This window comes from Nonomuraea sp. LP-02 (assembly GCF_036289125.1).
GTDB lineage: Bacteria > Actinomycetota > Actinomycetes > Streptosporangiales > Streptosporangiaceae > Nonomuraea > Nonomuraea bangladeshensis.
In genome coordinates this window covers 7708857-7720645 of sequence record NZ_JAXCLK010000001.1, presented here as the reverse complement: position 1 = coordinate 7720645, position 11789 = coordinate 7708857, and the positions used below count along the sequence as shown (strand labels likewise).

Genomic DNA, 11789 nt, shown 5'->3' with positions numbered 1-11789 from the left:
CGGTGGTGGAGAAGGGCAGAAAGCCCGCCGTCAGGTTGACCGCTCGGGGCGCCATCGCGCTCGCCCTGGTCGCCACCCTGGCCGGCTACGTGCTGGCGGCGTTGCTCGGCGTCCAGCAGGTCGTCGGCGCGGCCTTCCTGGTGTCGAGCCTGCTGGGCGTGCTGCTGGTCAACCGGCGCGAGCTGCTGTCGCTGGTGGTGGCGCCCCCGCTGGTGTTCTTCTGCGCGACGCTCTTCGTCGAGCTCGGGCGGGCGCTCGGCTCGGTGTCGATCGTGCAGTCGCTGGCGCTCGGCCTCTACACGTCGCTGACCCGCGGCGCGCCGTGGCTGTTCGCCGGCTCGGCCGTCGTGCTCGGCGTGGCGCTCCGGCGCGGCCTGTGGGACAACGTACGCGACCTGCGGGCGGAGCTGAAGGCGGACGCGGAGACGCCGCGCCCGCGGCAGCCGACGTTCGTGCCCGAGCCCGAGGGCTACTTCGAGCCCAAGGTCTACGGGACGCCGCGCGGCGAGGACTGACCGCGTCCCCGCCGCTCCGGCGGGCCGGGCTCAGGCTCGGGCGCGAAGGTCCTTGCGCAGCTCGTGGGGCAGGGCGAAGCGCATGCTCTCCTGCACCGGCTCGACCTCGGTGACGTCGCCGAAGCCGTGCTTGGCGAGGCGCGCCAGCACCTCCTCGACCAGCTCCTCGGGCACGGACGCGCCGCTCGTGACGCCGACCGTGGTGACGCCCTCCAGCCACTCGTCACGGATGAAGTCGGCGTTGTCGACGAGGTAGGAGGCGTCGGCGCCGTAGTCCTTCGCCACCTCGACCAGGCGCTTGGAGTTGGAGGAGTTCTCGGAGCCGACCACGATGACGAGCTGCGCCTCGGCGGCGATCTCCTTGACCGCGATCTGGCGGTTCTGGGTGGCGTAGCAGATGTCGTCGCTCGGCGGGTCGAGCAGGTTGGGGAAGCGCTCCTTGAGGCGGGCCACGGTCTCGGTGGTCTCGTCGACCGAGAGCGTGGTCTGCGACAGCCACACCAGCCGGCTCGGGTCCTTCACCTCGACCTGGTCGACGGCGTCGAGGCCGTCGACGAGCTGGATGTGCTGCGGCGCCTCGCCGGAGGTGCCCTCGACCTCCTCGTGGCCCTCGTGCCCGATCAGCAGGATCTCGTAGTCCTGGCCGGCGAAGCGCTTGGCCTCGTTGTGCACCTTGGTGACCAGCGGGCAGGTGGCGTCGATGGTGCGCAGGCCGCGGTCCCTGGCCTCCTCGTGCACCGCGGGCGACACGCCGTGGGCCGAGAACACCACGATCGAACCCTCGGGCACCTCCTCGGTCTCCTCGACGAAGATGGCGCCCCTGGCCTCAAGCGTTTTGACCACGTGCGTGTTGTGAACGATCTGCTTGCGGACGTAGATCGGGGCGCCGTACTGCTCCAGCGCCTTCTCGACCGCGACCACGGCTCGATCGACTCCGGCACAGTAGCCCCGTGGCTTGGCTACGAGGACTCGGCGGGAAGAGGGGGTCTGGGGCTCCATACTTCTTATGCTACGTGGAGCGACCGTCTGGCCCGCCCCGTGCGTGCTAGCCCGCGGTTTGCCAGACTGGCCGTCCAATACTGACCTCCCAGGGAGACGTCATGTCCCTCAGCGACGTGATACGCAACATCGCTAAAACCGTCACCAACAAGGACGAGCTGAAGGAGAAGGCCAAAGACCTTCCGCTGCTCGTCATCCAGAACACGCTCAGCGCCGCCGGACAGGCACTGCTGGTCGTCGACCGGGTGAAGAACTCGATCAAGGGCATCGGCGGCAAGGCGGAGCGCGAGGAGACGGACGAGCCGCGTCCCTCCGCCGCCGACCAGATCGCCGCGGCGCCCGCCGTGAGCGAGGAGGACAAGCCGGCGCGCAAGGAGCCGGTCATCTTCGCGCCGCGTCCCGCCGCCGGCGAGACGAACGGCACCGCCAAGGCCAAGCCGGACCCGGTCATCTTCGCCCCGTCCAAGCCCGCCGCGCAGCCCGAGCCCGCCGCCGAGCCCAAGGCGAAGGCCGAGCCGAAGGCCGCGGACAAGCCCGCCGAGCCGGTCGCCGCGCCCGAGCCCGCGGCCAAGGTCGAGCCGGTGTCCGTCGCTCCGGCCGAGCCCGTGGCCGAGCCGGTCGTGGTGCCTGAGCCCGCCGTCGCGCCCGAGCCCGTGGCCGCTCCTGAGCCTGTCGCCGCTCCTGAGCCCGTTGTCGCGCCTGAGCCCGCGGCCAAGGTCGAGCCGGTGTCCGTCACTCCGGCCGAGCCCGTGGCCGACGCCGTGGTCGTCGCCGCGGCCGACACCGCCGCCGAGGAGCCGGTCGTCGGAGTGCCCGCGGCCGGGCTCGTGGAGCCGCTTCCCGGGTACGGCGAGCTGACCGTCGCGTCCCTGCGCGCCCGCATGCGCGGCAAGACCGCCGCCCAGATCGGCGACTTCCTCGCCTACGAGCGCGCCACCCAGGACCGCCCCGAGGTGGTGCGCATGTACGAGAACCGCCTCATCAAGCTGCAGGCCGGCGAGTAGACCGCCCCGAGCCCGTAGTCTTCCGCCATGACCTCGAAGACCACACCGGAGTCCCCGCTGCCGATCCGCACGGTCCTGCAAATGGTGGGCGGCTGGATCGGCAGACTCGGCACGGTGTGGGTCGAGGGCCAGATCACCGATCTGAGCACGCGTGGCGGCACGGTGTTCCTGACCCTGCGCGACCCGGTCGCCAACGTCTCCGCCAGGGTCACCGCTCCCCGGGGCGTCTACGAGGCGGCCGTGCCCCGGCCGGCCGACGGGGCCCGGGTGGTGCTGCAGGTGAAGCCGGACTTCTGGGTCAACAAGGGCACGTTCGCCTTCACGGCGCTGGAGATCCGCCCGGTCGGCGTGGGCGAGCTGCTGGTACGGCTGGAGCGGCTCAGGCAGCTCCTGGCGGCCGAGGGGCTGTTCAACGCCGACAGGAAGCGGCGGCTGCCGTTCCTGCCCGGCACGATCGGGCTCATCTGCGGCCGCGAGTCGGCGGCCGAGCGCGACGTGCTGGAGAACGCCCGCCGGCGCTGGCCCGCCGTGCGCTTCAAGGTCGAAGAGGTGGCCGTCCAGGGCCCGTACGCGGTGGGCGAGGTCACCGAGGCGCTGCGCAAGCTGGACGCGGACGCCGAGATCGAGGTCATCGTCGTCGCCCGGGGCGGCGGCTCGCTGGAGGACCTGCTGCCGTTCTCCGACGAGACGCTGGTCCGCGCGGTGGCCGCGTGCCGCACCCCGGTGGTGAGCGCGATCGGTCACGAGCAGGACAGCCCGCTGCTCGACCTGGTGGCCGACGTACGCGCGTCCACGCCCACCGACGCCGCCAAGAAGGTCGTGCCCGACGTGGGCGAGCAACTGGCGCTGGTCCGGCAGCTCCGCGACCGGGGCCGCCGGGTGGTGATGGGCTGGCTCGACCGGGAGATGTCGTGGCTGACGTCGGCGCGCTCGCGGCCCGCGCTCGCCGATCCGGTGCGCGAGCTGGAGCGCCGCGCCGAGCAGGTGGAGGCGCTGCGGGAGCGGGCCAGGCGCTCGCTGACCGGCTCGCTGGACCGCGCCGGCGACGATCTGGTGCACCTGCGGGCCCGCCTGGTCGCGCTGTCGCCCGCGGCCACCCTGGAGCGCGGCTACGCCATCGTGCAGCACCCGTCGGGTGAGGTGGTCCGCCTGGCGAGGGACGTTCCGCCTGGCTCGTCCCTGACGATCCGCCTGTCCGACGACCGCCTGTCGGTGCGCACCGAAGGGTGACCGCTCAGGCGCGGAGGACCGCCGCGGCGAGCGCGGCCAGCCCCGCCTTGATCTGCCTGATGCTCATCCCCCGCTCCTCCCGCTGGTACGCGATCAGCCCGGCGTTGGCCGGCGCGAGCAGCGCGTCGGCCAGGTAGGCGGCGTCCACGTCCGGCCGGGCCTGGCCGATGAGCGTGGCCAGGTGGATGTGGTGCACCCGGTAGGGCCCGCCGTACCAGGGCTTGCCGCCCTTCTCCAGCAGCAGGAACAGCTCCTGCTGCGCCAGGACGCGATCGACCAGCGCGTCGAGGAACGCCGCGATCCGCTCCTCCGCGGGCGCGCCGGGCCCGAGCGGCGGCGGCCCGGAGAAGAACTCCGTCTGGAAGCGCCGCTCCCGCTCGTCCATCAGCGCGAAGACCAGCCCGCTGCGGTCGCCGAAGCGCCGGTAGACGGTGCCGACGCCGACGCCCGCCATCCTGGCCACCTCGTCGAGCGAGAGGCCGGCGGCGCCGCGCTCGGCGATGATCCGGGCCGTCGCGTCGATGATCTTCTGGCGGTTGCGCGCGGCGTCGGCCCGTTCGGGTTGGGGTTGCCCGAGTACGGGCAGGGTGGGGCGACCGCGCATGGTCGGCAGCATACAAGGTTGTAACCGGAGAGTTCTCCGGTTATTCTGCCGAACCGGAGAACTCTCCGATTAAAGGAGCCGAGAATGGCCAACGACTTCAACCAGCAGATCATCGACGAGTTCCGCGCCAACGAGGGGCGGGTCGGCGGCCCGTTCGAGGGCTCGCCGCTGCTGCTGCTCACCACCACCGGCGCCCGGAGCGGCAGGCAGGTCACCACGCCGGTGATGTACCTGCCGGACGGCGAGCGCTACGTGATCATCGCCTCGAACGCCGGCGCCGACACCCACCCGGCCTGGTACCACAACCTGCGGGCCCACCCGGTCGCCACCGTCGAGGTGGGCACGGACACGTTCCAGGCCAAGGCCGTGCCCGTCGAGGGCGAGGAGCGCGACCAGCTCTACGCCCGCATGGTCGCCGTGGCCCCGGGGTTCGCCGACTACGAGCGCAAGACCAGCCGCCGCATCCCGGTGCTGGCCCTGAACCCGGAGAGCGCCCAGAACCCGGAGAGCGTCTAGAAGGGCGTGTCGTCGCCGTGGCCGGGCTCGGCGCGCCGCGCCATGGCGGCGGCAAGCTTGACCCGGGCACCCTGGAGCCACTCCTCGCAGACGGCCGCCAGGCGCTCGCCACGCTCCCAGAGCTCGATCGACTGCTCCAGGGTGAGCCCGCCGGTCTCCAAGCGTCGTACGACCTCGGTCAGCTCCTCGCGGGCCTGCTCGTACGAGGGCGTCTTCTCGTCTGCTGCTGCTGCCACGGGAACCACCCTAGACGAGCCTGGACGGGCCTCGACGGGCTAGGAGGTCTTGGGCCGCTGCTGGAGCAGGCCCGCCAGCTCGGCCAGCTCCGGCCAGTCGGCCGTGCCGGTGACCACGAGCGTCACGTCGGGCAGGGCGCGCACCAGCGTGCGCTGGTTCTTGTCCTCGCGGAAACGCCGTTCCCAGGTCTGCCCGCCGATCTCCTGCGTGCCGACGACCTTGTCGGAGTTGGCCATGCGGTTGGCGAACCCGGCCGCGGGCTTCTCGTCGCTCTGGGCGAACATCGCGTGCTCGCGCTTGGCGGTCGCGTAGCCGAGGTAGAGGACCTGGGCGCCGTTCTCGCCCTTGGCGATGCGGTTGCTGTTGGGCACCCAGTTGGCGGGGTCCTGGCGCGGCGCCCACACCTGGTAGGGGACGTCGTGGGAGAAGTTGGCGACGGTGATGGAGTAGTCGCGCCGCGGGATGTGCTCGTCCCGGCCCTGCGGCGCGATCAGCACGAATGCCGCCGCACCCGCCAGGCAGATGAAGAGCGCTACCGCGTAGCCGTAGAAGCCGTCCGTGAACCCTCGCACATCGCCCGAGGTTACCCGTTGGAGGAGGCGGTCGCCGCAGTGGCGGTGCCCGAAGCGGCCGGGCGGATCTGCCCGATGATGGCGAGAACCTCCTCGGCGAGCGCCCGGTCGCCGGTGCGTACGACCTCCGACACCGCCGCCGCCAGCGCGCCCGTGATCACCACGACCAGCGCGGACTCGTCCTCGAACAGCGCCGCGTTGAGCTGCGCCCACTTGCGCAGCCGGTCGCGCATGACCACCTCGAAGCCGGGCGGCCCGTCGCCGCGCAGGAACAGCGCGGCCAGCTCGCGCTCCTCCAGGCAGCCGGCGAGGTAGGCGCGGGCGGCGCTGACGAACACCCGCATACGGTCGCTCTCGCCGGCGGCGCGGGCCTCCCTGGCCGCCTGCTTGGTGCGCTGCGACTGGCGGGCCTGCCACTCCTCGAAGAGCGTGAGGTAGAGGTCGGCCTTGCCGGAGAAGTGGTGGTAGAGACTGCCGACGCTGGCCTCCGCCCGGGACACCACGTCGGTGACGCCGGCTTCGGCGAAGCCCTTGGAGACGAAGATCTCCCTCGCCGCCGTGAGCAGCGCGCTGCGCGTCGCGGCACCCCGCTCCGAGGTGCGCGGCTGGGTCACGACGGGTTCCACTTCGCTCATACGCTCTCCTCCACGGCGCGACGCCCTGCTCCATGGTGAAGGCGAGATCCCTGCCGCGCACGTGAATGGCGCAAAATCCGTTCTCCGCCCCGCAGGCGCAGCTCGCAGCTTACCGACCGCGTACGACCGGGCCGAGAACCGAAGGCGGCACATCATCCGCCTCAAGCCGGGAAAAGTACGGCATCTACCATCGAGTGAGTCGTCTTTGAGGAGGCCAATGATGTCCGAGTCGGTCCCGGCGCCGCTCGCCACCAGCGAGCACGCCCCTGATCGCAACCTGGCGCTGGAACTGGTCCGCGTCACCGAGGCCGCCGCCATGGCCGCGGCCCGCTGGGTCGGCAGAGGTGACAAGAACGGCGCCGACGGCGCGGCCGTGAACGCGATGCGCCAGCTCATCAACACCGTCTCCATGAACGGCGTGGTGGTCATCGGCGAGGGCGAGAAGGACCACGCGCCCATGCTGTTCAACGGCGAGCACGTCGGCGACGGCAGCGGCCCCGACTGCGACGTGGCCGTGGACCCGATCGACGGCACCCGGCTGACCGCCCTCGGCATGCCCGACGCGGTGTCGGTGATCGCGGTGAGCGAGCGCGGCTCGATGTACGACCCGTCGGCCGTGTTCTACATGGAGAAGCTGGTCACCGGCCCCGAGGCGGCCGACGTCGTGGACATCGACGCCCCCGTGTCGGCCAACATCCAGGCCGTGGCGCGGGCCAAGCACTGCTCGCCCTCCGACGTGACGGTGGTCGTGCTCGACCGGCCCCGGCACGAGCGGCTGGTCAAGGAGATCAGGGAGACCGGGGCGCGGATCAAGTTCATCACGGACGGCGACGTGGCGGGCGCCATCATGGCGGCGCGCACCGGCACCGGCATCGACCTGATGCTCGGCATCGGCGGCACGCCGGAGGGCATCGTGGCGGCGTGCGCGCTCAAGTGCCTGGGGGGCGTGATCCAGGGCAAGCTGTGGCCGCGGGACGACGCCGAGCGGCAGCGGGCCATCGACGCCGGGCACGACCTCGGGCAGGTGCTCACCACCAACGACCTGGTCCGCTCCGACGACGTGTTCTTCGCCGCGACCGGCATCACGCAGGGCGAGCTCATGCAGGGCGTACGGTTCCGCGCCGGCTCGGCCGTGACGCAGTCGCTGGTGATGCGCGGGCGTTCGGGGACCATCCGCAAGATCGAGAGCGAGCACCAGCTCTGGAAGTTGCGGGCCTACAGCGCCATCAACTTCGACACGGCGGGCTGAACCCAAGAGGTCAGCGGCGGCGTTTGCGGCGGGGTGGTTCCTTGACCTTGACCTCGCCCGCGAAGTTCGTCGTACGGACCTCGACCACGGGCGCGCCGGGCTCGGTGGGCTGCTTGTTGAGCCGGACGGTCTTGTCCTTGGCGACCCTGATGACCTCGAGGTCCTCGGGCACCTGGATCTCCAGCCCGCCGAAGACCAGCGTGGCGTTGATGACCACCCGCCGGTTCTGCAGGATGGCGTCGCGCAGGTCCAGCTTGGTGGTGCCGAACATGGCCGTCACCGTGAGCTCGGCGGGCACCACCCAGCGCCCGCCCCGCCGTTCCTGCTTGAAGATGGCCGAGACCGGCCGGCCGTCGAGGTTGAGCGGCTGCTGGTCGGCGGGCAGCAGGTCGGCGGTGAGCCCGGCGAGGTCGCCCAGCGTGCGCGCCGAGTAGAGGACGCCGAGGCGTTCCTCCAGCTCCTCCAGCGTGATCCGGCCGTCGGCGTGGGCGTCCTGGAGCACCTGCGCGATGCGTTCGCGGTCGGCGTCGGAGGCCCGCAGCTCGGACGGCGCCGGCAGGCCGGCCGTGGCGGGCGGGCGCCGCGCGGAGACGAACTCCTCGGCCAGCCGCTCACCGACTTCCTGCAGCTTCGGCAACCAGGATCCCGCGCGTTCGTTCACATCTCCGACGATATCCCCCGCAGGGAGGTTTCGCTCGGCGCCATACGCCGGAATCATCACGCATTTCGCTCCGTTGATCCCGGCAAAGGCAGACGGAGGTGGGCGTGCATCGACCGGCACGATGGGGATTGGGCGCGGCCGGGGCGGGCGTCTTACTGATCCTCGGCCTGGAGCTGACCAGCCTGGACGAGATCAACCCGATCAGGCGGACCATCAGCGAGCACGGCCTCGGTCCCGGCGGCTGGGTGTTCGGCCTCGGCGTGGGCCTGCTGGCGGCCGGCTCCGCGGCCATCGCCGTGTCGCTGGCCCGCAGGCGGCTGGCCGGGATCGTCGGCACGATCGCGCTGATGGGCTGGAGCGTGGGCCTGTTCCTGACGGCCTGGTTCGAGAAGCACGACTGGTCGGTGGGGCCGAGCATGAGCGGCAGCATCCACCGGGTGGGCAGTTTCGTGGCGTTCCTGTGCCTGCCGCTGGCGGTCGTGGTGATCGCCAGGCCCCGTTCGCGGGCGTGGCGGCGGGAGCGGTCGCGGGCCACGCTGGTCGCCTTCGGGCTCGGCGTCTGCTCGGCGCTGTGGGTCGCGGGCATCGGAACGATGATCTTCATCGGGGCGCAGGACGGGCTGCCGTGGTACCGGGTGATGCCGCTCGGGCTGGTGGAGCGGGGGCTCGCGGTCACCGAGGTCGCCGCGCTGCTCGCCCTCGGCGTGTGGGCGGCGGCCGAGCGGCTCGACGCCGCCCCCGCTCAGCCGGAGCCCGCGGGGCGCAGCAGGGCGATGAGGTCGTCCACGTAACCCCTGAACACGGCGGTCATGTCCACCTGTTCGGGGTCGATGAGCCACTGCGTCTGGAGGCCGTCCATCATCGCGATCAGGCGGTCGGCGTGCGCCTCGGCGTCGATGCCCGGACGGAACTCGCCGCGTTCGACGCCCCTGCGCAGTGCCTCCGCGACCTGCGCGCGCAGCCGGCGGTAGCGCCGCCTGGCCCACTCGTGCCCCGGATGGCCGGGGGTCACGGCCTCGCCGCTGATCACCGAGAACAGCTGCACCAGGCCGGGCACCCTGGCGTTGTTGCCGACCACGTCCGCCAGGGCGCGCAGCGCGTCGATCCCGCCGGCGGAGCCGACGTCGAAGCGGCGTACGTCGAGCTCGTCGCGGTAGTCGAGCACCGCGAGGAGCAGGCGCTCCTTGCTGGTGAAGTGGTGGAGCAGGCCGGCCTGGGACAGCTCGACGCGCTCGGCGACGCGCGCCAGCGACGCGCCCCGGTAGCCGTGCTCGGCGAACTCCAGCAACGCGGCGGCCAGGATGCGCTCCTTGCGCGCCTCTCCCGCCGGGTAGCCCCGTCTCACGTCGGCACCCTATCCGCTGCTGATCTGCTTCTGGCGTGACCCCCTGACGTGCGGCTAACCTGACTCCGCCTCACGTTTGATCTCCCCCCAATCAACATCAGGAGGCCGCCGTGCCGTCCCCGCGCGACCGCCAGGCCCGTGTGGCCACGTCCGCCGTCTTCGCCCTCCAAGGGCTGTCCTTCGCCTCGCTGCTGGTCCAGGTCGCGAACCTGCAGACCAAGCATGGCATCGACGACGGCACGCTGACCCTGCTGCTGCTCATCGTGCCGGTGTTCGCGGGCGTCGGCAGCATGGCGGCCGGGACGTACGCCGCCCGGCACGGCAGCAGACCTCTGCTGCGCGTCGCCCAGCCGGCGGTCGCCGTCGCCGTGGTCCTCGCCGGGCTCGCGCCGAACGTGCCGCTGCTGATACCGGTGCTGCTGGTGTTCGGGGTGTCGGTCGGCGCCGTGGACGCGGGCATGAACATGCAGGGCGTCGCGGTCGAACGCCGCTACGGCATCCAGGTGCTGAACGGCTTCCACTGCGTGTGGAGCGTGCTCAGCCTCGCCGGGGCGCTGTGGGCGTCGGCCGCCTCCGGGCTGCCGCTGCACTGGATCATGGCGATCCCCATGGTCGTCGTCGTGGCCGGCTCGCTCTACGCCGGGCCCCGCCTGTGCACGAAGGAGGAGGAGCAGCCGGAGAGCGAGGTCTCGCCCCTCGGCGGCTCGCTCCCGTGGCGGCCGCTCATCCCGCTCTGCCTGGCCATGGCCTTCCTCTACATCGGCGACGCCGCGGTCTCCAACTTCAACACCGTCCTGATGAAGAACGAGCTGCACGCGAGCGCGAGCGTCATCCCGCTGGCGTACGCCGCCTACCAGGCCACGACGCTGGCCGTCCGGCTCGGCGGCGACGTCGCGGCCCGCCGCTACGGGCCCGCCGCCATCGTCCGCATCGGCGCGGTGATCGCCACGGCCGGCTTCCTCGGCGTGGTCCTCGCGCAGAACCAGGTGCTCGGCATCGTCGCGTTCGGCCTGACCGGGGTGGGGCTCGCGGTCGTCGGGCCGCAGTCGTTCTCGGCGGCGGGCAAGCTCGACCCGGCCGGCACCGGCGTGGCCATCGCCCGGGTCAACCTCTTCAACTACATCGGCTTCATCCTCGGCGCGGCCATGATCGGCGGCATCGCGGAGGCGGCGAACTACCGGGTGGCGTACGCGGCGCCGCTGGTGCTGGCGGCCGCGATCTTCCTGCTGGCGCCCGCCTTCCAGCCCAGGACCCCGGCCGCCGCCTGATCACGGGCCGGGGCGGATGACCTCGGCCAGCTCGACGGGACGCCTCTCGCGGAGCGACAGGTCGGCGGCCTCGGCGACGTACAGGGCGCAGAGGGCGTCCAGGATGGTGCAGGGGTTCGGGGCGCCGGTCAGGAAGGCGTCGATCTCGCTGCGGTAGGCGTGCTCGAAACGGGTGACGAAGTCCGGCCAGGGCTCCTCGGGGTCCGGCAGGCCCTCGACGGTGCGGAGCGGCGCGCGCGGGCCGAGGCCGACCACCTGGGTGCGGCGGGTGCCGGCCAGCTCCATGCGCACGTCGTAGCCGGCCCCGTTGTAGCGGGAGCCCTGGAGGGTGGCGAGCGTGCCGTCGTCCAGCGTGAGCAGCGCCGTGCTGGTGTCGACGTCGCCGGCCTCGGCGAAGAACGCGGCCCCCCGGTTGGCCCCGGACGCGAACACCGAGACCACCTCGCGGCCGGTCACCCAGCGCAGCGCGTCGAAGTCGTGGACGTGGCAGTCGCGGAAGATCCCGCCGGACAACGGCAGGTACGAGGCCGGCGGCGGCGCGGGGTCGGCCGTCACCAGGTGGACGCGGTGCAGCTCCCCCAGCTCCCCCGCGCGCAGCGCCGCCCGCGCCGCCGCGTACCCGGGGTCGAACCTGCGCTGGAAACCGATCTGCACCCGGTGACCCTCGGCCGCCTCCAGCACCTTCAGCGTCTCGGCCACCGTGCCGGCCGCCGGCTTCTCGCAGAAGACCGGGATGCCCCGGGCGCACGCCCTGAGAATCAGGTCGGCGTGGGTGCTGGTGGGGGTGGCGATGACGACGGCGTCCACGTCGAACGGGTCGCCGGGCTCGCCGTACGGCGTGCTGCGCACGGGATCGGCGACGATCAGCTCGTCCACCAGCGGATGCGCGGCCAGGGTGGCGGCGTGGAAGGCGCCGATCCGGCCGAGGCCCAGCAGTCCCACACGCATGGCGGC

Annotated in this window: 15 protein-coding genes; 7 read left to right on the top strand and 8 right to left on the bottom strand. The window is 72.2% G+C overall.

Translation table 11 applies throughout. The features are described from left to right. The first annotated feature begins 5 nt into the window (after window positions 1–5). Complete coding sequence (locus tag SMD20_RS36260; protein WP_091087093.1) at window positions 6–515, top strand: DUF6542 domain-containing protein; 510 nt, start codon at window positions 6–8, stop codon at window positions 513–515. Window positions 516–545: 30 nt separating this feature from the next. On the opposite strand, the gene SMD20_RS36255 is transcribed toward SMD20_RS36260, so the two are convergent. Beyond that, a complete protein-coding gene (locus tag SMD20_RS36255; protein WP_329589940.1) occupies window positions 546–1514 on the bottom strand; it encodes a 4-hydroxy-3-methylbut-2-enyl diphosphate reductase in 969 nt (322 codons plus the stop codon). A gap of 101 nt (window positions 1515–1615) precedes the next feature. Between SMD20_RS36255 and SMD20_RS36250 the strand changes: the two genes are divergently transcribed. Both SMD20_RS36250 and xseA read left to right on the top strand, forming a co-directional pair. Continuing rightward, window positions 1616–2518, top strand: a complete 903-nt coding sequence (locus SMD20_RS36250; protein WP_329589938.1) for a hypothetical protein — start codon at window positions 1616–1618, stop codon at window positions 2516–2518. A 27-nt stretch (window positions 2519–2545) separates the two neighbouring features. Further along, a complete protein-coding gene (gene xseA, locus SMD20_RS36245; RefSeq protein ID WP_329589936.1) occupies window positions 2546–3748 on the top strand; it encodes an exodeoxyribonuclease VII large subunit in 1203 nt (400 codons plus the stop codon). A gap of 4 nt (window positions 3749–3752) precedes the next feature. On the opposite strand, the gene SMD20_RS36240 is transcribed toward xseA, so the two are convergent. After that, the gene (locus SMD20_RS36240) at window positions 3753–4352 is read right to left on the bottom strand and encodes a TetR/AcrR family transcriptional regulator (RefSeq protein WP_329589934.1); all 600 of its coding nucleotides are present in this window, start codon (window positions 4350–4352) and stop codon (window positions 3753–3755) included. Between the two features lie 84 nt (window positions 4353–4436). Between SMD20_RS36240 and SMD20_RS36235 the strand changes: the two genes are divergently transcribed. Beyond that, window positions 4437–4868, top strand: a complete 432-nt coding sequence (locus SMD20_RS36235; protein WP_329589932.1) for a nitroreductase family deazaflavin-dependent oxidoreductase — start codon at window positions 4437–4439, stop codon at window positions 4866–4868. Here SMD20_RS36235 and SMD20_RS36230 read toward each other — a convergent pair. The 3 genes from SMD20_RS36230 to SMD20_RS36220 are packed head-to-tail and all read right to left on the bottom strand — an operon-like array spanning window position 4865 to window position 6312. Beyond that, a complete protein-coding gene (locus tag SMD20_RS36230; protein ID WP_329589930.1) occupies window positions 4865–5104 on the bottom strand; it encodes an exodeoxyribonuclease VII small subunit in 240 nt (79 codons plus the stop codon). The two genes, SMD20_RS36235 and SMD20_RS36230, sit on opposite strands and share 4 nt — an antisense overlap. 39 nt (window positions 5105–5143) lie before the next feature. After that, on the bottom strand, window positions 5144–5677 hold the full coding sequence (locus SMD20_RS36225) for a DUF4245 domain-containing protein (RefSeq protein WP_329589929.1): 534 nt from the start codon (window positions 5675–5677) through the stop codon (window positions 5144–5146). A gap of 11 nt (window positions 5678–5688) precedes the next feature. After that, window positions 5689–6312 carry a TetR/AcrR family transcriptional regulator gene (locus SMD20_RS36220; RefSeq protein WP_329589928.1) on the bottom strand — a complete coding sequence of 208 codons (624 nt, stop codon included), beginning with the start codon at window positions 6310–6312 and terminating at the stop codon, window positions 5689–5691. 220 nt (window positions 6313–6532) lie between these two features. On the opposite strand from SMD20_RS36220, the gene glpX reads away from it, so the two are divergent. Further along, the gene (gene glpX / locus SMD20_RS36215; RefSeq protein ID WP_329589926.1) at window positions 6533–7561 is read left to right on the top strand and encodes a class II fructose-bisphosphatase; all 1029 of its coding nucleotides are present in this window, start codon (window positions 6533–6535) and stop codon (window positions 7559–7561) included. 10 nt (window positions 7562–7571) lie between these two features. Here glpX and SMD20_RS36210 read toward each other — a convergent pair whose 3' ends face one another. Beyond that, window positions 7572–8222: a DUF1707 SHOCT-like domain-containing protein gene (locus SMD20_RS36210; RefSeq protein WP_329589924.1), complete on the bottom strand. Its 651-nt coding sequence runs from the start codon at window positions 8220–8222 to the stop codon at window positions 7572–7574. A gap of 104 nt (window positions 8223–8326) precedes the next feature. On the opposite strand from SMD20_RS36210, the gene SMD20_RS36205 reads away from it, so the two are divergent. Beyond that, window positions 8327–9013 (top strand): DUF998 domain-containing protein, encoded by a 687-nt coding sequence (locus SMD20_RS36205; RefSeq protein WP_329589923.1) that lies wholly within the window; start codon window positions 8327–8329, stop codon window positions 9011–9013. Here the strand turns inward: SMD20_RS36205 and SMD20_RS36200 are convergent. Further along, complete coding sequence (locus tag SMD20_RS36200) at window positions 8965–9567, bottom strand: TetR/AcrR family transcriptional regulator (RefSeq protein ID WP_329589921.1); 603 nt, start codon at window positions 9565–9567, stop codon at window positions 8965–8967. The genes SMD20_RS36205 and SMD20_RS36200 overlap by 49 nt on opposite strands. A gap of 110 nt (window positions 9568–9677) precedes the next feature. Here SMD20_RS36200 and SMD20_RS36195 point away from each other — a divergent pair, with 110 nt between their 5' ends. Beyond that, complete coding sequence (locus SMD20_RS36195) at window positions 9678–10835, top strand: MFS transporter (RefSeq protein WP_329589919.1); 1158 nt, start codon at window positions 9678–9680, stop codon at window positions 10833–10835. Here SMD20_RS36195 and SMD20_RS36190 read toward each other — a convergent pair whose 3' ends face one another. After that, complete coding sequence (locus SMD20_RS36190) at window positions 10836–11783, bottom strand: Gfo/Idh/MocA family protein (protein ID WP_329589917.1); 948 nt, start codon at window positions 11781–11783, stop codon at window positions 10836–10838. It lies immediately after the preceding gene. Between the last annotated feature and the right edge of the window lie 6 nt (window positions 11784–11789).

Coding starts and splice junctions, on each gene's coding strand:
- SMD20_RS36255 (WP_329589940.1), bottom strand. CDS start 1,514: ATGGAGCCCCAGACCCCCTCTTCCCGCCGAGTCCTCGTAGCCAAGCCA.
- SMD20_RS36250 (WP_329589938.1), top strand. CDS start 1,616: ATGTCCCTCAGCGACGTGATACGCAACATCGCTAAAACCGTCACCAAC.
- xseA (WP_329589936.1), top strand. CDS start 2,546: ATGACCTCGAAGACCACACCGGAGTCCCCGCTGCCGATCCGCACGGTC.
- SMD20_RS36240 (WP_329589934.1), bottom strand. CDS start 4,352: ATGCGCGGTCGCCCCACCCTGCCCGTACTCGGGCAACCCCAACCCGAA.
- SMD20_RS36235 (WP_329589932.1), top strand. CDS start 4,437: ATGGCCAACGACTTCAACCAGCAGATCATCGACGAGTTCCGCGCCAAC.
- SMD20_RS36220 (WP_329589928.1), bottom strand. CDS start 6,312: ATGAGCGAAGTGGAACCCGTCGTGACCCAGCCGCGCACCTCGGAGCGG.
- glpX (WP_329589926.1), top strand. CDS start 6,533: ATGTCCGAGTCGGTCCCGGCGCCGCTCGCCACCAGCGAGCACGCCCCT.
- SMD20_RS36190 (WP_329589917.1), bottom strand. CDS start 11,783: ATGCGTGTGGGACTGCTGGGCCTCGGCCGGATCGGCGCCTTCCACGCC.